We start from the raw sequence: 19,982 nt of genomic DNA on the forward strand, positions 1-19,982 counted from the left end.
CTCTCAGCAATAAGCTATCAGCTGACTTTGCTTGCTGGTGCCTTACGGGCGTCTACAGCTAAGATCAACAAAATTGCTGAAAGCTACTTGACTTTTGAAATTAGGAGTGCATGTGTGCCAAAATCTGCTAAATACTTATTAATTGGCTCTACGGAGGCTTACTGCGGGAAATCTGCAACAGTCCTAGGTTTGTCTTATCAACTCCAGCGCAAAGGGCTGGATATTAGTTATGGCAAACCGCTAGGCACATGTTTGAGTCCATCAGAGGGAACCGTGGTTGAGGAGGATGTTCAGTTCATAACTGATAGCCTCAAGCTCCCAAAAAACCGTATTGCACCGACAATGCTGGCTTTGAATGAAGTCACTGTGCAAAAACGTTTGCGCGGGGAGAATAAGATAGATTATCAAAAGTCCCTAGCGCAGCAATATTCGCAAATGGTCTTCGGCGACTTAGTGTTGCTTGAGGGTCCTGGTAATTTGGAAGAAGGCAGCTTGTTTAATTTGTCTGTGCTACAAGTAGCCCAAGTGGTGGATGCTGCTGTGCTTTTGGTAGCCCGGTACAAATCGCTGCTTTCAGCTGAAGCTTTATTGTCTGCTAAACAGCGCATCGGCGATCGCCTAGTTGGTGTTGTCATCAACGATATTCCTACAGAACAATTACAAGCTGTCAACACCACTATCCGTCCGTTTCTGGAACAGCATGGTGTTCCCGTGCTGGGAATGTTACCAAAAAGTCTTTTGTTGTGCAGTGTCAGCGTTGGTGAACTGGCAAAACAGCTTGGTGCAGAAGTTCTTTGCTGCAATGAACGCTTGGATTTGATGGTGGAAAGCTTGGCGATTGGGGCGATGAATGTCAACGCCGCAGTCAAGTATTTTCGGAAGCGCCGAAATATGGCAGTGGTGACAGGGGGCGATCGCGTAGAAATTCAGCAAGCTGCTTTGGAAACTTCTACCCAATGCCTGATTCTCACCGGACAATTGCCTCCCCCGCCTTTCATTCTCAATCGTGCTGAAGAATTAGAAATCCCAATTTTATCGGTTGACTTGGATACCCTAACGACTGTGGAAATTATTGACCGCACTTTTGGGACAGTTCGTGTCAACGAACCGATTAAGGTCGAGTGCATCCGCCATCTCATGGCTGAACATTTTGATGTTGACCGCTTGCTTGCTCTACTGGATTTAAGACCAGCAGCTGCACTCTCTTAAAAACCCTACGCAGTTTGATCCACTCATGAAGATGTAGTAGGGGCACAGCGCCCCCGTGTAGTGCCCTTACAAATCATCTGTCACACATTTCATTTGAGTAAGATACAGCTTGACGATTTTGAATTTTGAATTGGTTATGATCGAAAGAATTTTTTTTCCTTGGATGTAGTGGTATTCCATTAGGTAATAGTGGTTCTGGAATTTGCCGATTTTGGTGAGCAACTGAGGGATGAAGCACTTTGGTGAAGTGACCGTCACTGTGCATCCGACAGTGAACTGCGATCGCGCCCCGGCGGGCACTCCTGGCAGAACAAGCAAAGTTTCAGTACCTGACTCTGCTCAATGGTATAAGTTATGAAACACATTGGATTGCTTGGGGTGAGCAAGCAATCCAGCTATTGAGTTGATAAAATAGCACAATTGCATCTCTACTCAAGGATAAATAGCTTACAGGGAACTCCCCCTTTGTCTGTTACAATAGCTAGGTTGTTTAATCTGATTTTGTCCGTCTTTGAGCCAGTCAACAGACCTTATCAACGTCGATTCATTAGCGCAAGAACTGGCGACAATCCAGCAAACGGGTTCCAAGCGAATCGCGGTGCTGGGTTCACGTCATGTCCCGATTACCCATCAGAATCTCATCGAGATGATGACCTATGCCCTGGTTTTATCAGGCAATCGGCTGATCACCTCTGGTGCTGCGGGTACGAATTCAGCTGCCATCAAGGGAGCAATGCGGGCTGATCCCAATTTGTTGACGGTGATTCTACCTCAAAGCTTAGAACGCCAGCCTCATGAATCGCGCCAGCAACTAGAACAGGTAATGCATCTGGTGGAAAATCCTAATAATGACCATCTGTCCCTTGCTGAAGCTAGTTACTTGTGCAATAAAGAGATTGTCTCGCGCTGTCAGCAACTGATATGCTTTGCGTTTCACGAAAGTGGCATTCTGCTGCGAACTTGTAAAGATGCAGAAGAACAAAGAAAGGTGGTGACACTATTCTACTTTGATTAATCATTTGTCATTTGTCCTTTGTTTTTTGTCTATTGTGTTTGACTAGTGACTAATGATTATTTTTTTGTACTCCATTGCTGCTGCTGTCGTACTGATTTACCTGCCGTTTCTCGTGGTAGGTTATGCTCGTGTCCGTGTTGGGTACGATATGTCTGCTCCGCGCGCCATGTTTGATAAACTACCACCATACGCTCAACGAGCGACTTGGGCACACCAAAACTCGTTTGAAGCGTTTATGATTTTTGCCGCAGCAGCATTGATGGCATATGTGACGGGTGTTAATTCTCCCCTAGCTATTGGGGCGGTCATCGCTTTTCTCGTGGCTAGGTTGCTATACTCGATTTTTTATATATTGAATATACCCGTTTTACGCTCGCTCATGTTTGTCGTAGGCTCCCTTGGCTATGCCATGCTCATTGTCCTCAGTATTATTCAAGCAACTAGCTAATTGGAAAGTGAGGACTAGTTAGTAGTTAGTGCTTAGTGGTTAGTGGTTAGTAGTTTATTGGTTAATAAAAAATTCAATAACTACTAACTACTAGTCATTACTAATTACCAATCCAAAATCCAAAATTTAAAATCCGAAATGCTTTATGGCTTCTACCTATTCCTTTGACATTGTAAGCGACTTTGATAGACAAGAATTGGTCAACGCTGTTGACCAAACTGTGCGAGATATTAAAAGTCGCTACGACCTCAAAGATACTCAAACAACTGTTGAGTTAGGTGAACAAAGTATTACCGTGAACACTGACAGCGAGTTCACTTTAGAATCCGTACACAACATACTGCGCGAAAAAGCTGCAAAGCGCAATCTCTCGCAGAAAATCTTTGATTTTGGCAAAGTAGAATCTTCTAGTGGTAACCGCGTTCGTCAAGAAATCAAACTTCAAAAAGGCATTAATCAGGAGATTGCCAAGCAAATTTCCAAGTTGATTCGCGACGAATTTAAAAAGGTGCAAGCCTCAATACAAGGGGACGCAGTGCGTGTTACCGCTAAAAATAAAGATGACTTGCAAGCTGTTATTCAACGGCTGAAGCAAGAAGATTTGCCTGTTGCTTTGCAATTTACAAATTATCGTTAGTCCTTAGTTCTTAATAAGAATTTAGGACAAAGATACGGATTCTCGCTTGTTTAGAATAGAAGCAGACCGTAGGGGCACAGCATTGCTGTACCCTTACAAACAATCAGTATTACAGCCAATTGAGAAGTGCCATATCCAACGACTATTGATTTCAAATTAAATTGAACCTTTAGGGCAGGCAATATGCCTGGCCTACTTATTACAAACACATACAGCAATGAGTTGAATAGTGAGTATCGCCCACCACTTCATCAACCACGTCCGCCAATACTGTTTTGGAAAGCTGGACGCTCAGACAGCTGTTTAATGTAGTTCAATACAGCTGGGTAGGGGCTGAGGTCTAACTTGAGCATAATAGGAATGTAAGATAGAACGGAACCTACAGCTACGTCAGCAACTGTAAATTCATTGCCTAATAAGAAAGGTTGACGCTCAAAAATTTCATTTAAAGCATTCATCAAGAGGGGCATTTCTCGCTCTCGGTTTGCTTCCACAAAAATTCCTGGACTCAAAGTGGCATTGGCAAATAATATCCACTGGGCTAATATAGCCCTCTGTTCTAACGAGGTAGTTTTGCCGTACTTTTCGGCGAGATACAGTAAATTTGCCCCAGATTCCCAAAGTTGCAAATCACCATCAACAATCGCCGGAACTTTTCCTATAGGGTTAATTGCCAAGTACTCAGGCTGACGGTGTTCACCCGCTTGCATATCCAGTTTGACAAATTCGTAAGGAATTCCTAGTTCCTCTAAATACCAACGAACAATTGATGCGCGACTACGTGCGCCACCGTAAAGTTTCAACATACTAACTAAATCAGCGATAATGAACTGTCATCAGTTACCAGTAATTATATGGTATATTTATAGTAATTTATAAGACATATAAATCCTAACTGATAACTGATGACCGATTAAAGAACTTTATGAGTATGGGAATGCTGTTTAACGTTGTCTTCCTTTGTAACAACTCGGGAAGCATTTAGCACCCGCTTGCGTTCAGTAGAATATTTAAACTCAGTATAAGTTGCGCCCAGAGGAATCAGAGATTTAGCAGCTTCACGGCGCTTGTAGGTGCGAGCAGCGGCGATCGCCCGTTCCACAAAATCATCACAAAACTGAGCCGTTTGCGGAAAACCAGCCGGAATTTGAAGTTTGTCTTCCTCCAGTACAGAACCCAAAGTTGTGGCACAAGCGAACTTAAAGGAGGTAGAAATACCCTTAACAAGCGTTTCCAAAGACGCAGACGGAATAGGTTCTATAACTTCGACTTCATAAACTTCTCCGTCTTCTTTGACAAAGCAAGTTGCTAAGCCGATGACGATGTAGTCGTCAGCTGCTAAATCAGGAGCATTGGGATAAGAAGTGACACTTGCCATAAGAAAAATTTCTCAAAACTTCAAAATAGAATTCAGAATTCCGGACTCAGTCTTCACAATATCTTTATTTTTCTGTGTTCTGACACCTAAATTCTGAGTTCTTTGACAACAAGGGCTTTTTGGCATTTTATCAACTTGTAGCTCACACTACTTGAATACTCAATGAGATTGATCTGGCTATTTCTGGAATTCGACTTGGGGAAGACGTATCAATTATTAGATTGAAACATCTATTGAGTATAGTGTGCCTTTATCTGGTGGAACGGAAAGTGCTATATGGCTTTTGTAGACATAGATCACACATTACCTTTGGTTGCATATAGCGGCAATGCTTATGCCCAAATACTCATAGCCACCTTAACAAGTGACACAGTTAGAAAACCACAAGAACGGGGAACCCTATAAGTTGATCTCACAGAGCAAGCAGCTCAGGTAGGAATATATGAACAGTCACTCATTTTTACCCTTTGGTGACAAGCAAAATCACCGCAACCCATTTGCCTTGAATAATACAAGCGTACTACAACAGCAAGGGGCTAACGGTAGCAGCAAACCTGCTTTGGGAGACAGCTACTTGCGCTCTCGTGCTCTAACAAAGGCTCAGGAAGGAAACTACATTGAGGCGATCGCGTTATTGAGTCAATTAATTCATCGTCATCCCCACAATGCTATTGATTACAACAATCGAGGGCTGATTTATTTTCAAAGTGGCGAAACCCAAAAAGCCTTTTGTGATTATAATACAGCGTTGGAACTAAATCCGAAATTAGCCAGCGCCTATAACAATCGAGCGAACTACTATGCAGCGTGTGGAGAATTGGTGGCAGCGATCGCTGATTATGATCGGGCATTAGATTTAAATCCCAGCCACGTTAGGGCATGGATTAACCGAGGCATTACCTTACGCGACTTGGGGCAATACGAAGAGGCAATTGAGAATTTTGAGGTGGCTCTGCTTTTTGGTCAATTAGAAGGGCATATTATAGCAGAACGAGGTAGAACTTATCATATTTGGGGCGATTGGAATTGTGCGATCGCTGATTATCGTCGCGCCTTAACTCAACTGCCTTCTGTTGGGTTTAACAGCGAGGAGCCAGGTTTGCGCTTGCGTTTACAAGTTGAGAATTGGTTAGATGAATTGCTGCGTCCACAGCATCTTAACTGGTAGATTTTGCACTCATTGCCGTATGCATGGCGTATCCATGAAATGCAAAGTCAGAAACATCCTGATAACCATCAATGGCTAATAGATGATAACTACATAGCTCCTAAAAACTGAGCTACTAGCTATTCACTATTAGCTATTATCTTTGTTGCAATCTCCCCAATTTATTGATGGAGTCATAACTACGCAATAAGGAATCAGTTTTATTTTATTGTGCTTGTTCAACTTCTGTGGCATCCTTTGGAAAGACGATCTGACGCTGGTTAGGGTCAAATCGATAGCCCTGTTCTTGCATAATCATCTTAGCTTGGCGCGGATCAAAGCTACGGCTAAATTCTGCCTGCAACTTATACACACGTTCTTCCATTTGCTTGACATCAATGCTGATCGCTCGTAACTTATCTTGCTGTGACCAATGCTCAGGCAAAAGTTGTATCAGAGCGGATATTGCTGCTGTTGAAATGACAACATTAACCGCTATTTTTGCCGTAGTTTCCACTGCCATCACTTGATAAGAGCGTTGGCGCAGACGTCGCTTTGGTCGAGGGGTGACTCGACGCTGTTGTATAGGTTGTAGCGGGGGTCTAGAGGGTTGAAAGGCGTTCATAGTGATAAAAAGAACCTCGCACTTATGAGCGGACGCACCACAAAAAGCGTAGCTGCACTAATTGCGGTTTTATTTAGCTGTCATATTACTTCATTTTTTCGCACTTGGCACACTGAGATTATTTGTTGAAAAAATAAACCTGGCATGACTACGTGTGCGGTTTCCAACAAATTACGACAGTAAGCCGCAAGCGTCTTTTGAACTGCACCCTGGACTGCCAGGTTTATAACGGTTCTTAGTTGAGTGCAATACATCAAGAAATAAGAACCACAGATGGACACAGATGAACACAGATAAATCTGTACTTCATCTAAACAAGAAGCGCTATATTAGCTCTTCAAGGTGTTACGAATTGTAAAGTGCTGTTGCCAACCGCCAAGCAAGAACGCCTGGAATCAGCGCCACAACAAGAGCGATGTACACTTGAGTATCTGAGATCGAAGTTGTCACCTGAGCAAGGTACAGAGTATCTAACATTGACATGATTTGAAACCTCCCAATATCAACAGATTTTGAATAGCTCGTTTACTACTTTTCCTTGTTTTGCCAAGATTGGGGAATAGGTTGTTACAAGATGCAACAATCGCTGATCATAAGTTATGAGTTATTAAAAAAATTTATAAAAATATGGATTGTTATTTGGGCATAGACTTTGGCACGTCAGGTGCAAGGGCTGTGGTGATTGACGAGCAAGCTTGTATTCAAGCCCAAGGGCGTTATCCCTTTGAAATGTCAGAAGTTTCGGACTTAGCAAGTTGTTGGAAAACAGCATTGTTTAGCTTGCTTGAGCAAATTCCTCAACAATTGCGGGGCGAAATGAGGGCGATCGCAATCAACGGCACGTCTTCCACGGTCTTACTGTGCGATGATGCTGGTAAACCTGTGGATGTACCACTGCTGTACAACGATGCACGAGGAGCGACGGTGATAGAGCAGTTGAGAAGCATAGCGCCTTCAAATCATACAGTATTAAGTGCAACTTCTAGCCTTGCTAAACTTCTGTGGATGTCGCAATTACCATCTTTTGCTCAAGCCCGATATTTTCTGCATCAAGCTGACTGGCTGGCATTTCTCCTACATGGGCAATTAGGTATTAGTGACTACCACAATGCTTTAAAGCTGGGTTATGACGTAGAAAAGTTAACATACCCAGACTGGTTAGAGAGTATCCAAATAGGAATTCATCTACCTAAAGTAGTAACTCCTGGAACTTTTATTGCTGAATTACGCCCTGAGATTGCGTCTCAGTTCGGTTTGCATCGAGATTGCTATGTATGTGCTGGAACAACTGATAGTATTGCAGCTTTTCTCGCCAGTGGTGCCCAATTCCCTGGTGAAGCAGTAACTTCGCTTGGTTCAACACTGGTGCTGAAACTGTTGAGTTGCACCCGTGTGGAAGATGCGAAATATGGGATTTACAGCCACCGCCTTCCCCCCCTTAACAAGGGGGGGACAGAGGGGGGGTTATGGCTGACTGGAGGTGCTTCCAATACTGGGGGTGCTGTGCTAAGGCAATTTTTCACTCATGCTGAGTTAGAAAGGTTGAGTCGTGAGATTGATGGGTCAAAAGTCAGCGAGTTAGATTATTATCCGTTGTTGAAGCTTGGGGAACGCTTTCCGATTAATGAGGCAAATTTACCGCCGCGATTGGAACCGCGCCCGAATAATGATGTGGAATTTTTGCATGGGTTGCTGGAAAGCATTGCTCGGATAGAAGTACGAGGGTATGAATTGTTACAGGAATTGGGAGCCGACCGATTAACCCGCGTCTATACTGCTGGTGGTGGTGCGGCGAATTTTACCTGGACGGCAATTAGGGAGCGTCTTTTGCAGGTTCCTGTGGTGCAGCCTGTGAACATGGAAGCGGCGTATGGGACGGCGTTGTTGGCGATGAGGGGGTGGGAGAAATCAACCGCACCAGGCGCAGAGGACGCACAGGAGTAGGTGGGGAGATAGGGAGGAAGAACCCAACTATCTGCTCCACAAATGACAGCACAGATGGCGATAGTGATTATATCAATTAATTTATGCTGTTTTGTGCGCTCTACTCTGGGATCTTCCAAATCAGCAAAGTGGTCTGGAATCGTAATTTTCGGCTTCACTTTCAGAGGAACTTGCTCTATACGGTGGTTTTTCTTGCTTTAAAGAGTCTTTCTGAACAATACCACCATTATCGATTCTCTAAAGGAAGCGATCGCCCTGTTTGGAGAGTCAGATAGTTTACGACACACGATTATCCCATTTTTTTAGCCAGATAAATAATAATTTGTCAAGCAGATTTAGATGTATTTGCCCTGGCGTAGTAGCCGAGATCCGTTGGATAGGTCGGTGCTGCTCGGTATGGATATTGTGGGCTGTGGGTAAGGTGCTGGTGGATCAGACTCTACAAAAACAAGATCGAAAGAAATGACAAAGTTATCAAAATATTATTCATGGCAACCGCATTTTAGCTGAGTATATGATTGATATTAATTTTAAGTTTGCCAACACTAGTAGTAATTATACTAAGGTAACAGTCCCTGGTCTATAAGCGCACAGAATCGTTTCTGTAGTGCCAAACCTCTCTTCTGAGCACAACTCTGTTAACGGAGAGCTAAATGGACATCGAGACAACCAAGCCTAGCGTCAGTCGCATTAACAACTACCTTTTAGGCGGCAACCACAACTTTGAGATAGACCGCATAGCTGCCGACCAGTTCACACAGCTTGCACCGATACTGCCAAAATGGATGCGCCTCAACCGTTTGTTTCTCTATTTCGCCGTTGAGCAGTTGGTGGCGGCAGGCTTGAATCATTATATCGGTCTGGCGAGGGGAATTTCTACCCAAGGCTATCTTCACACTCGCCTACCGGAAACGTAAGTGCCCATTTATATGAATCCAACGACAGCGCGTGAATTGATGATAGGCGGTATGTTTGAAAAACCTGTGACATAAGCCTTTAAACCAGTTATCTGTATATTGAATCAGAAAAAACACTGTTATGCAAACCAAAGCATCTACCCCAGGTATTGCAATTATTGGAATGGGCTGCTTGTATCCAGGAGCAAGCGATTTACGGCAACTCTGGGAAAACATACTGGCGAGGCGGCAACAGTTCCGGCGAACGCCAGATCAGCGGTTACCGCTTTCTGACTATCAAGCTCCAGATCCTACAGTGCCAGACAAAACCTACGGATCTCGGATGGCGGTTATTGATGGGTTTGAGTTCGACTGGGCCAGTAAACGCATTCCGAAAACGGTGGTTGACACAGCAGATATCGCCCACTGGGTGGCTTTAGAAGTCGCGACGAAGGCTTTAGAGGATGCTGGGTACACACGTGAAAGTGTTGCGACTGAACGTACTGGCGTGTTGCTCGGAAACACTATGACAGGAGAGTTTTCGCGCTCTACTAACGTTCGACTGCGCTGGCCGTATGTCCGCCGTGCATTGATTGCAGCAGCCGAGGCAAAAGGTCTACCGTCGCAAGTTGTCACCTCCCTAGCAGAGACTATGGAGGAGTATTACAAGTCTGTGTTTTCACCAATTACCGAGGACACGCTTTCAGGTAATCTTTCCAACACGATCGCAGGCAGAATCTGCAACTTCTTCAACTTTGACGGTGGCGGTTACACAGTGGATGGAGCTTGTTCTTCATCACTGATTGCCGTAGCCACTGCTGCTAACGCTCTGACCAACGGCGACCTCGACCTTGCCCTTGCTGGGGGCGTCGATATCAGTCTGGACACTTTTGAATTGATTGGTTTTGCCAAGACCGGTGCCCTAACTGCTGGAGATATGACAGTTTACGACCGTAAGGCGAGTGGCTTTATTCCAGGAGAGGGATGTGGGTTTGTTGTTCTTAAGCGTTTAGAGGATGCTCGCGCTGACGGTAACTATGTGTACGCCGTGTTGAATGGGTGGGGAATCTCATCTGATGGAAAAGGTGGACTGACAGCCCCGAGCCGCCAAGGGCAGGCGAAAGCCTTACGCCGTGCGTATGAGCGAGCTCCTTACAGTCCGTGCAAACTCGACTTCATAGAGGGACATGGCACCGGCACACCTGTGGGCGATCGCACCGAACTCGAAGCAATTGCCTTGGCAATGAGTTCTGATGAGCCAAGTCCTCGCTCCTGCGGTGTCACCTCCTTCAAATCCCTCGTCGGTCATACCAAAGCGGCGGCTGGTATAGGAGCTTTCATTAAAGCGGTTATGGCTGTCAACCGTCGTGTTTTGCCTCCGGTAGCTGGCTGCAAGGAGCCAAACGCAGTATTTGAGAGTTCCGCCCAGTGTCTTTACCCGATCCTGCAAGGACAAATTCGCAGCCCGACGGAGACCGTGCGTGCAGGCGTTTCTGCAATGGGATTCGGTGGAATTAATTGCCACGTGACTCTTGAATCTGGCGATGCTCCGGCTGCTCACTTCAAACCGTTTATTGAGGAGCGGTCTTTGCTGGTTTCCAACCAAGAAACGGAGATATTCGTGCTCAGTGCTGCATCCGTTTCTGCTTTGCTGCAACGCACTGCGGCTGTGATGAGTATTGCGTCCGGGTTGAGCGTGTGCGAACTTACCGATCTGGCTTTGCACCTTACCCGCGAACTAGAACCGCAAATGCCTCTTCGAGCAACGGTGATTGCGGGTACACCTAAGGAGCTGATTGAACGTCTCAGCCTGCTGGAAAAATTGTTGCGTGAAACACCCCCTCCTAAAGGAGAGGTAGTCATCTCTCAAGAGAAAGAAGTCTGGGTTGGGAATGCTGTTCGGCAGAACCAAGTCGGCTTTCTGTTTCCTGGACAGGGTTCCCAGCAGTTAAATATGGCGCGATCGCTTGTAGAGCGCTTTAGCTGGGCACGGGAACTGGTGGAGCAGGCGGATGGCTGGCTGCGCTCTGTTGGTTGCCAAGGAGTGAGTGAATTCATTTACCGTCCAGTAGACCGCGCTATTAATACAGAGCAAGTTGAAGGGTGGTCGAGGACACTGGCACAAACCGAAGTTGCTCAGCCAGCTATCTGTCTTGCTTCGCTTCTTTGGATGCGTTACCTCAATCGTCTCGGGGTAAAGCCAACTGCTGTGGGTGGTCATAGCCTGGGAGAGCTAACTGCTTTTCACGCAGCAGGTGCTTTTGACGAGGAGGCTCTGCTACGTCTAGCAGCGGTTCGAGGACAGGCTATGTCCGTATCCGCAAACGGCAATAGCCAAGGCGCTATGGCAAGTCTCGCTTGCTCGCAACAAACAGCCGAAACACTGTTAAAGCAAGTCAGTGGCTACGCCGTCCTAGCAAACATCAATAGCCCAAAGCAGATGGTGATTTCTGGAGAGCAGGCGAGTATTGAGCAGGTGATTGAACTTGCCACAGCTTCCGGAATCCAAACGCGTCGGCTTCCGGTTTCTAATGGCTTTCATTCTCAACTAGTCTCTACAGCCGCCAAGCATCTGAGTCAGTACGAACTGGTACCAGAAACGCTCTTAGAGACACCTTTTGCCCTATTTTCAAGTTTGGACGGGCGGGAACCAGCACAGGGACTTCGACTGCGTGAACACTTTGCAAATCAAGTAGTCGCACAAGTAGATTTCATCTCTCTAGTGAAAACACTGGTACAGAAGAGCGATTTGCTAGTAGAGGTAGGTCCTGGCAAAGTGCTTTCCGGTTTGGTGCGCGATATTGTTGGTTCAGAACAGCCAAAGTGTTTTCCTGTTGAATCGAAAGCCGGACTTGACCGGGATTTGAACACGATGCTAGCCGCCCTGTTTGTCCACGGGTGTGAAATCAACTGGGAAGCCTTGTACGAGGGTCGTCTTGTGCGTCCCTTTATCCCAGCATCAAAACGTATGTTCATCGAAAACCCGTTGGAAAGACCGTTCCAGGTGTCTAAGACGAGCGTATCTCCTGCCCTTGGAGCGTCCGAAACCTCGCTTCATTCAATGCTCACCGAACAGACTCAGGTTCCCTGGGGGGTACTGTCTGATTACATTTCTCGGCGTGCGGGGTTTCTGACAGAGATAATTCGAGCGGACTTGCAAACTTTGCCGCTGCTTTCCACTTCTCCCATTGGTAGCAATGGCACAGGGAAGGCACCAGTTTTTGTGTCCCCTACTTCTAGTCCTGAAGTGCCTAAGCCTGCGGCAACACAGGGTGTTATTGCCAGCCGGGACAAAACCGATAGTATCCAGGACATCCTCGTGAACCTGATTGCTCAACAAACAGGATTCACACCACAGAGCATCACACCAGAAACCCGACTACTTGACGATCTCAACCTGGATTCAATCAAAGCAGGTGAAGTAATAGCAACCACCGCCTCCGAATTTGGTGTAGCAGCGAAGATCGACCCAGCGTCTCTAGCTAACGCCAAAATCCAAGAGATTGCCGAGGCGATTCGTGCAGTCATGGCAGATAGTAGCGGCACCATCAGTGAAATCGCGGCAACGCACAATGTTATTAGCTCGGACAAAACAGGTAGTATCGAGGACTTCCTTGTGAACCTGATTGCTCAACAAACAGGATTCACACCACAGAGCATCACGCCAGAAACCCGACTACTTGACGATCTCAACCTGGATTCAATCAAAGCGGGTGAAGTAATAGCAGCCAGCGCCTCCGAATTTGGTGTAGCAGCGAAGATCGACCCAGCGTCTTTAGCCAACGCCAAAATCCAGGAGATTGCCGAAGCGATTCGTGCAGTCATGGCAGATAGTAGCGGCACCATCAGTGAAGTCGCTGCTGCACTGACACAGCCATCAGTGAATGGGTCAACTGTCAAGAGCGAGCCAAACGGAAATAGAAACCGTGTCGTGCCAGGAGTGATAAAAGAGGTAAAACGAAAGACCCTAGTGCGTGACTTTATCGTCCGGGCTATGGTCGAGGAATTGCCATCAGTTCCAAAAGAAGGACATGTTCAGGAAAATTGGCAAACTGCGAACGTACTCATCCTCTGTGAAGAAAGCAACCTAAACATCGCACAGGCGTTGTACGACCAACTCCACGATCAAGGGGCTAAAGTTGAAGCCGTCTCCTTTGCCGAAGCACGTCTTAGCGCACTGACGGAAAGCACTGATTTTACCCACTTCATTGCTGTGCTACCCCGTATACCAAGTAGCGAGTTGTCGCCAGAGGCTCGTCTGCTCGATGCGATTGGGCGGTTAAACAGTTTGGCAGCTATACCATCAGCAGAGCGAAAAGCAGGTAAGCGTACGACGGTGGCTTATGTCCAATTTGGCGGGGGATATTTCGGAACACAGCCACAGATAGCCGATATGCAGCAATGCTGCGCCGTTTCTTTTGCAGCCACCATTCATCTCGAGCGACCTGATCTGAAAGTTCGCGTCATCGATTTCTCGCCGGAGGTAAATCCAGCCTTGCTGGCGGAACGCGTACTCACTGAACTCTCCACCCAAGATGGCTACATGGCTGTGGGTTATGATACACAACTGCTCCGTCGTGTTCCCAGACCATGTTTGCAAGAACCCGCTCTTTATCACAGCCGCAATATTACATGGTCGTCTAAAGATGTAATTATTGTAACAGGTGGAGGCAAGGGGATCACCGCAGAGTGTGCGATCGCCATAGCTCAGGATACAGGCGCTCGCCTGGCGCTTGTCGGTCGTTCACCGCACCCAAAAGAAGATGGACGCGGGAGTACAGAAACAGCGCGTACTCTTGAACGCTTTAGGTCTCTTGGGTTGACTTGTGAGTACTACACATGCGACGTTTCCGATTTCGACTCAGTAACGACTGTGATTCAACGAATACGACAAGAGCTAGGCGAGATCACAGGCGTAGTTCATGGAGCCGCCCTCAACTGGCCAAGACGTGCGGAGCAGGTATCTACAGCATCGGCGTTTGATGAAGTCAGCCCTAAGCTCAAAGGCGTCATGAACTTGTATCATGCGCTTCAAGGTACACCACTGAAGCTTTTTGCTGCTCTTTCGTCAGTTATCGGCGTTACAGGGATGCAACGCAATGCTTGGTATGCCTTCTCTAATGAAGCTATGGATTTGATTCTACGCGGCTTTAAAGCTCAACACCCGCAAACCGCTGTTGTTTCCGTCGCATACAGTGTGTGGGATGAGGTCGGAATGGGTGCGCGGATGGGAAGTGTGCGGAGTCTCGAGAAGATGGGTATAGGCGCAATTCCTAAAGATGAGGGTGTACGTCGATTTTTGCGGCTAACCAAAAACGATCCAGGCGATGTTCAAGTTGTGGTCGTAGCTGCGATGTACACAAAAGCCGCGCTAGATATGCAAGGCTTCGATACCTGGAACCCACCCCCGTATCCACTTCCAGCCGCGTCAAGGTTTCTTGAGCAGATTCTTGTCAACGAATCAGGCGTAGAGGTTGTGGCGCGATCGCACCTCAGCCTTGAGCGGGATTTATACCTGCGGGATCACATCTATAAGGGGTCATACCTGTTCCCAACCGTGTTCGGCTTAGAAGCTATGGCTCAAGCAGTTGCCTATGCAACCGGTGAGCATACCTTAGAAGCTCTTCGCATCGAAGACATCCGGCTTGAACGTCCGATCGTCGTCTCAAAAGACAAAGGAGTGGACATTGAAATTCATGCGGAAGTCATCGAGCGAGAGTCTTCAGACTCAGTGCGGCGGGTATGCGCATCAATCAGAACAGAGCAAACAGGGTTCGCTATCGATCATTTCTCTGCCACCTTTGTCCTAGGAATCGAAAACAACCCTCCAAAGGAGGATATCAAACTTCCAGAAGCTCCTCTCGATATTCAGCCACAGGAGGATCTCTACACCTGGCTACTGTTTCAAGGTCCGCTCTTCCAGCGTCTACAACAGATTTACAGCCTTGAGTCTAATAAGTTTGTATTCGGTGCCCAAATGCGTGCCGAATCGTCCGCAGGTAAGAACGGCTTTTCCGATGAAAAAGCAATGCCCTTACTACTTGGAGACCCCTATTTTAGGGACGCGCTGCTCCAATCTGCTCAAGTTGTGATTCCGAAAGATTTGTGTTTACCTGTGCGGATTGATAGCATTGAAATCTATCAACGCCACAGCGGTTTCTCTGGAATGCGTGTCGGAGTCATGACTCCTCAAACGCGTAACGAGAGTGAGTACAGCAGCACTGTATTTGCGATTGATGATGACGGGTACATCACCGAAAGGCTTAACGGTTATGTGACACGGCTTTTGGAACATCGTGAGGATCATCCGACTGCTGAAGAAATCGTCGCTCCCAGCCCGCGGGATGAAACAATCCTGCGCCGTAAACTGAACGAGCAAGCTGAGCAATTCAACTTGATCGCTCCGAAAATATCGTTGGCTCATCTTCCAGGTTTACATTTGCTGCCCAAAGAGGAACGGCACCAGCGTGAACTGCCTCTTTTATACAAGGCAGCCAGCCTAGCTCTAAACAGTAGCGATGATGTTACTGCAATGGTTCAATTCAGGTGGAGCGAGTCTGGAAAACCAGTACTTGAGTCGGTGGAGGGACTGGATTTGGATGTTTCCCTCTCCCACGACAATCAAGTCTGTGTCTGTGTTGTTGGACAGGGACCACAAGGCTGTGATATTGAACGGGTTGTACAACGAACGCTGTTGCAATGGACTGGCTTGTTGAGCAATGTACACCAGCCAATTTTGAAGCAACTCCTGGACAATACAGATACCCTAGCCAGAGCCGGAACTCGGATCTGGACAGCCGTGGAGGCTTTGCGTAAGGCAATCAACGGCTCTGAAATTAGCCTCGAAATTAGCTTATGCAAAGCTGACACCGTCTTATTCAGCGGTATAGTTGATAACCAGCGGCTACAGGTCTTGACCTTTCCACTGCAACTGTCCCGAGGACCAGAACGAATGGTCGCCTGCGTCGTACAAAAGTGAGGGGGAGAGTGGGGGTTCATATCCAATACTTCAAAGGATAAGGCAGACCTAACCCCCCTAGCCCCCCTGACCCTAATCCCCACTCCGTGGGGACCCCGAGTTCCCTACAAGGGAATGGGGGAAACTACCTCCCCTCTCCCCACGCCGGGGGGGCACCTGGAGAGGTTAACCCAGAAGTATTGGGTTCATACCCAGTTTTGCACGGGATTTTGTAAAAAATTACACAAAAAGGAGGGTCTTTGATGGTTTTCTCGACTCAACCAACTCAAGCTAAAGCTTGGGCAAAGGCATTCGCCCATCCTCCAACTGAGTTTGGATCGACGCCACTACCCATTCTTTCCGGTGCCATACCCACAGGATTGCGTGGTACTCTGTATCGCAATGGACCAGCACGATTCGAGCGCGGGGGACAGCGAATGAACCATTGGATTGATGGGGATGGGGCAGTTCTAGGAGTGCATTTCAGAAATCAAGAAGCCACTGGGGTCTATCGCTACGTGCAAACGGTAGGATACCAAGCGGAAGAAAAAGCTGGAAAGCTGATCTTTGGGGGCTATGGCATGACGCCACCAGGGGACATGTGGAAACGGTTCGGTATGGAGTTGAAGAATGCTGCGAACACTTCTGTGATAGCATTGCCAGATAAGCTGTTAGCTATGTGGGAAGGGGGACCACCTCATGCGCTTGATTTACAGACTTTAAAGACTTTTGGACTCGATACATTAGGAAAGCTAAAGGCTAGCTCCGCCTATTCCGCCCATCCCAAGCGCGACCCGCAAACGGGAGAAATTTATAACTATGGAATTAGCTACGGCAAAGAAGGGGTGTTGAATCTCTTCAAGAGCGATCGCACCGGACAGATTCTGCAACAAGCCGCGATCGCCCTCGATGGTCTGCCGTTTTTTCATGATTTTGTCCTGGCGGGCAGGTATCTGGTGTTTTTCATTCCTCCCCTGCGGATGAATCCATTGCCTTTCATGGCAAAGCAGAAAAGCTTTAGTGACTCGTTTTCCTGGGTGCCAAACAAGGGCACGCAGATTTTGGTCATTGATCGAGCCACTCTGGAGGTGGTCAGTCGTGGAGAAGCCGAGCCGTGGTTCCAGTGGCATTTTAGCAATGGTTACCTAGATGCGAGTGGAACTGTGGTAGTGGACGTTGTGCGCTACGAGGATTTTCGCAGCCATCAGTATTTTAGGGAAATACCAACAGGTCAGACCGAGACAGCAGCCAAAGGCAGCCTGTGGCAGCTGCGCCTTAACCCGCAAACAGGCAAGATAACCGAGATGTATGAAGTTCTTGATCGCGGCTGCGAGTTCCCTACTGTCGCTTCCGAGCAGGTGGGACAAGCTTCGCGCTTTACCTATTTATTGTTATATCGGTCAGGGGCTGATCTTAAGCAGGATTTGTGGGGTACGATCGGTCGTTTCGACCATCAAACCGGAAGGCTCATGGAAGCAAACTTGGGTGAAAACTGTTACCCGGTAGAACCCATTTATGTAAGAGACGCGTCCAATCCGGAACAGGGTTGGGTTTTGACCGTGGTGTTTGATGGCGATCGCGACAAAAGTGAGGTTTGGATATTTGACGCCGCTCATCTTGACGCCGAACCTATTTGCAGGCTGGCATTACCCAGTACCGTTCCCTTTGGTTTTCATGGCACTTGGAAAACGGAGGCCTAATTTATGTGTGGAATTGTGGCATTGTTGTCAAAACACGAAACCATTTCAGAGGACTCGTTGAAGCGAGCGATTGCTAGCTTACACCATCGAGGACCAGACGGACAGAAGTCTTGGGTTGCCCCCCATGGACGAGTAGGATTAGGTCACGCCAGACTCAGCATTATCGACCTGAGAACGGGGGACCAGCCGATTGCTAACGAAGACGAAAATCTGCATATTGTTGTTAACGGCGAGTTTTATGACTTTGAACAAACGCAGCGTGACTTGAAACGATGGGGTTACCGACTCAGTACCAATTCTGATAGTGAGATAGCCCTCCACCTGTACAACGAATTCGGTACACAATGCTTGCATCATCTGCGTGGGGAATTCGCCTTTGTGCTCTGGGACGAACGAAACGAGCTTCTGTTTGCCGCTCGCGATCGCTTTGGCATCAAGCCGCTGTACTGGACTGTACATAACGATACCCTGTATGTGGCATCCGAAGTCAAGGCATTGTTTGCAGCCGGTGTGCCCGCCCAATGGGATCCCGAGTCCTTTTTTCAAGCCAGCAACGTCTCGTTCGACCAACAGCGCACCTTTTTTCAAGGCGTGTATCAGGTGCCGCCTGGTTACTTCCTCCTTGCTTCGCGCTACCACACTCAACTGATTAGCTACTGGGATTTTAATTACCCCCGCACGGACGATCCGCTTCCTCAATATACCGAAAGCGAATACATTGAAAAACTTCGGTACACATTGGACGAGGCGGTTCGACTCCGCTTACGGGCTGATGTGCCAGTTGGTTGCTATCTCAGTGGCGGACTCGATTCGTCTGCCTTGTTGGGGATAGCGGCAACGCACACTTCTGAACCAATTCGTGCGTTTACCATCTCCTTTGACGATGCAGCCTATGACGAAGAAGCGATCGCTCGCGAGACAGCAACGCGAACCGGGGCAAATCACCAAATCATTCCGGTGAGCCAATCTGACCTTGCCGACAATTTTGCTGACGCAGTTTGGCATGGTGAGGTACTTTTCAACAACGCCTCTAGTGCTGCCAAATACCTAATGAGTAAGGCTGTGCGTGAGGCTGGCTACAAAGTTGTACTGACTGGTGAAGGTGCCGACGAAATATTTGGAGGCTATCCCCATTTACGCCGGGATATGTTGCTCTACAACACACAACGGCAAGAGGAAGATACTGTACAGCAGTTATTGTCATTACAGCGCAACAATGCAGTCTCTTCCGGCTTCATGCTACCTGACGGCGCAGTGATGTCGTTGGCAAGTATAAAACGGACGTTAGGTTTTGTACCCACATGGATAGAAGCCAATTCAGCCACCAGTATTAAAGTTTGCGCTCTCTACGCGCCTGAATTTGCCGCAAAGTTTGCACACCGGGACGCCTATCGCATCTTTTTAAATCAATTCGATGTGCAGGGGCAACTTGCTGGGCGCTCACCAGTGGATCAATCCCTCTATTTGTGGTCTAAATCAATTTTTCTGCACTACATTCTCAGAATGCTGAGCGACAGCGTGGAAATGGCGCACTCTGTCGAAGGACGTTTGCCATTTCTCGATCACCATGTCGTTGAGCTAGTGTGTAAAATGCCGGTTTCGCTGAAAATTCGCGGCATGACCGAGAAATATGTGTTGCGAGAAGCGGCACGTCCCTTCCTGACGGACACGGTTTACCACCGTCAAAAGCACCCGTTCCTTGCCCCGCCTTCTACCTTTAAACCGAATGAGCGATTGCACGAACTGATCCAAGACACACTGCGCGGCTCAGCTATGGCATCATTGCCCTTTTACAACCAAGCAGCAGTTATCGCACTGCTAGACGAACTGCCTGAAATGGATGATACTACACGCACTTCAATTGACTTTATCTTGATGAGGTTGTTGAGCGCTTGTATTTTTCAAGAACGGTTCGGACTTACAGCACCAACAATTTAAAACAGTGAACAGCTACCTACGCAGTGACGCTTTCTCGGGCTGGTGTGGTTGTACTGACACCAACGCTTTCTGTGCACAGGAGTGTGG

Annotated in this window: 17 protein-coding genes and 1 pseudogene; 13 read left to right on the top strand and 5 right to left on the bottom strand. The window is 47.5% G+C overall.

Annotated features, from left to right (window positions below):
- Nucleotides 1–114: 114 nt before the first annotated feature.
- The 6 genes from ACM0OZ_RS28760 to ACM0OZ_RS28785 all read left to right on the top strand — a co-directional run bounded on the left by ACM0OZ_RS28760 (nt 115) and on the right by ACM0OZ_RS28785 (nt 3,309).
- Nucleotides 115–1,209, top strand: a complete 1,095-nt coding sequence (locus ACM0OZ_RS28760; RefSeq protein ID WP_414586255.1) for a phosphotransacetylase family protein — start codon at nt 115–117, stop codon at nt 1,207–1,209.
- A gap of 229 nt (nt 1,210–1,438) precedes the next feature.
- Complete coding sequence (locus ACM0OZ_RS28765; protein ID WP_414586256.1) at nt 1,439–1,567, top strand: hypothetical protein; 129 nt, start codon at nt 1,439–1,441, stop codon at nt 1,565–1,567.
- Nucleotides 1,545–1,616 (top strand): hypothetical protein, encoded by a 72-nt coding sequence (locus tag ACM0OZ_RS28770; RefSeq protein ID WP_414586288.1) that lies wholly within the window; start codon nt 1,545–1,547, stop codon nt 1,614–1,616. Before ACM0OZ_RS28765 ends, ACM0OZ_RS28770 begins: the two co-directional genes overlap by 23 nt.
- A gap of 104 nt (nt 1,617–1,720) precedes the next feature.
- Entirely contained in the window at nt 1,721–2,224 is a 504-nt protein-coding gene (locus ACM0OZ_RS28775) for a DNA recombination-mediator protein A (RefSeq protein WP_414586257.1), read from the top strand.
- Between the two features lie 52 nt (nt 2,225–2,276).
- On the top strand, nt 2,277–2,672 hold the full coding sequence (locus ACM0OZ_RS28780) for an MAPEG family protein (RefSeq protein WP_414586258.1): 396 nt from the start codon (nt 2,277–2,279) through the stop codon (nt 2,670–2,672).
- 145 nt (nt 2,673–2,817) lie between these two features.
- Entirely contained in the window at nt 2,818–3,309 is a 492-nt protein-coding gene (locus tag ACM0OZ_RS28785; RefSeq protein ID WP_414586259.1) for a YajQ family cyclic di-GMP-binding protein, read from the top strand.
- A 251-nt stretch (nt 3,310–3,560) separates the two neighbouring features.
- Here ACM0OZ_RS28785 and ACM0OZ_RS28790 read toward each other — a convergent pair whose 3' ends face one another.
- Together ACM0OZ_RS28790 and ACM0OZ_RS28795 are read right to left on the bottom strand one after the other, a co-directional pair.
- Nucleotides 3,561–4,115: a glutathione S-transferase family protein gene (locus ACM0OZ_RS28790; RefSeq protein ID WP_414586260.1), complete on the bottom strand. Its 555-nt coding sequence runs from the start codon at nt 4,113–4,115 to the stop codon at nt 3,561–3,563.
- A gap of 107 nt (nt 4,116–4,222) precedes the next feature.
- Nucleotides 4,223–4,687, bottom strand: a complete 465-nt coding sequence (locus ACM0OZ_RS28795) for a hypothetical protein (protein ID WP_414586261.1) — start codon at nt 4,685–4,687, stop codon at nt 4,223–4,225.
- Nucleotides 4,688–4,963: 276 nt separating this feature from the next.
- On the opposite strand from ACM0OZ_RS28795, the gene ACM0OZ_RS28800 reads away from it, so the two are divergent.
- Both ACM0OZ_RS28800 and ACM0OZ_RS28805 read left to right on the top strand, forming a co-directional pair.
- Nucleotides 4,964–5,092: a hypothetical protein gene (locus ACM0OZ_RS28800; RefSeq protein WP_414586262.1), complete on the top strand. Its 129-nt coding sequence runs from the start codon at nt 4,964–4,966 to the stop codon at nt 5,090–5,092.
- A 37-nt stretch (nt 5,093–5,129) separates the two neighbouring features.
- Nucleotides 5,130–5,855: a tetratricopeptide repeat protein gene (locus ACM0OZ_RS28805; protein WP_414586263.1), complete on the top strand. Its 726-nt coding sequence runs from the start codon at nt 5,130–5,132 to the stop codon at nt 5,853–5,855.
- A 205-nt stretch (nt 5,856–6,060) separates the two neighbouring features.
- Here the strand turns inward: ACM0OZ_RS28805 and ACM0OZ_RS28810 are convergent, their stop codons facing one another.
- Both ACM0OZ_RS28810 and psaM read right to left on the bottom strand, forming a co-directional pair.
- Nucleotides 6,061–6,459 (bottom strand): hypothetical protein, encoded by a 399-nt coding sequence (locus ACM0OZ_RS28810; protein ID WP_414586264.1) that lies wholly within the window; start codon nt 6,457–6,459, stop codon nt 6,061–6,063.
- 345 nt (nt 6,460–6,804) lie between these two features.
- A complete protein-coding gene (gene psaM, locus ACM0OZ_RS28815; RefSeq protein WP_414586289.1) occupies nt 6,805–6,897 on the bottom strand; it encodes a photosystem I reaction center subunit XII in 93 nt (30 codons plus the stop codon).
- 189 nt (nt 6,898–7,086) lie between these two features.
- On the opposite strand from psaM, the gene ACM0OZ_RS28820 reads away from it, so the two are divergent.
- A complete protein-coding gene (locus ACM0OZ_RS28820) occupies nt 7,087–8,403 on the top strand; it encodes an FGGY-family carbohydrate kinase (protein WP_414586265.1) in 1,317 nt (438 codons plus the stop codon).
- Nucleotides 8,404–8,423: 20 nt separating this feature from the next.
- On the opposite strand, the pseudogene ACM0OZ_RS28825 reads toward ACM0OZ_RS28820, so the two are convergent.
- Nucleotides 8,424–8,567 (bottom strand): annotated as a pseudogene (locus ACM0OZ_RS28825) (transposase family protein); the annotation flags it as partial.
- 489 nt (nt 8,568–9,056) lie between these two features.
- On the opposite strand from ACM0OZ_RS28825, the gene ACM0OZ_RS28830 reads away from it, so the two are divergent.
- The 4 genes from ACM0OZ_RS28830 to asnB all read left to right on the top strand — a co-directional run bounded on the left by ACM0OZ_RS28830 (nt 9,057) and on the right by asnB (nt 19,895).
- A complete protein-coding gene (locus ACM0OZ_RS28830; RefSeq protein ID WP_414586266.1) occupies nt 9,057–9,320 on the top strand; it encodes an SAM-dependent methyltransferase in 264 nt (87 codons plus the stop codon).
- Nucleotides 9,321–9,441: 121 nt separating this feature from the next.
- Nucleotides 9,442–16,278 carry an SDR family NAD(P)-dependent oxidoreductase gene (locus tag ACM0OZ_RS28835; protein ID WP_414586267.1) on the top strand — a complete coding sequence of 2,279 codons (6,837 nt, stop codon included), beginning with the start codon at nt 9,442–9,444 and terminating at the stop codon, nt 16,276–16,278.
- Nucleotides 16,279–16,520: 242 nt separating this feature from the next.
- Nucleotides 16,521–17,957 carry a carotenoid oxygenase family protein gene (locus ACM0OZ_RS28840; protein ID WP_414586268.1) on the top strand — a complete coding sequence of 479 codons (1,437 nt, stop codon included), beginning with the start codon at nt 16,521–16,523 and terminating at the stop codon, nt 17,955–17,957.
- Nucleotides 17,958–17,960: 3 nt separating this feature from the next.
- Nucleotides 17,961–19,895: an asparagine synthase (glutamine-hydrolyzing) gene (gene asnB, locus ACM0OZ_RS28845; RefSeq protein WP_414586269.1), complete on the top strand. Its 1,935-nt coding sequence runs from the start codon at nt 17,961–17,963 to the stop codon at nt 19,893–19,895.
- Nucleotides 19,896–19,982 lie beyond the last annotated feature (87 nt).

The organism is Scytonema sp. PCC 10023 (genome assembly GCF_963920835.1).
Taxonomy (GTDB): domain Bacteria; phylum Cyanobacteriota; class Cyanobacteriia; order Cyanobacteriales; family Nostocaceae; genus Kalymmatonema.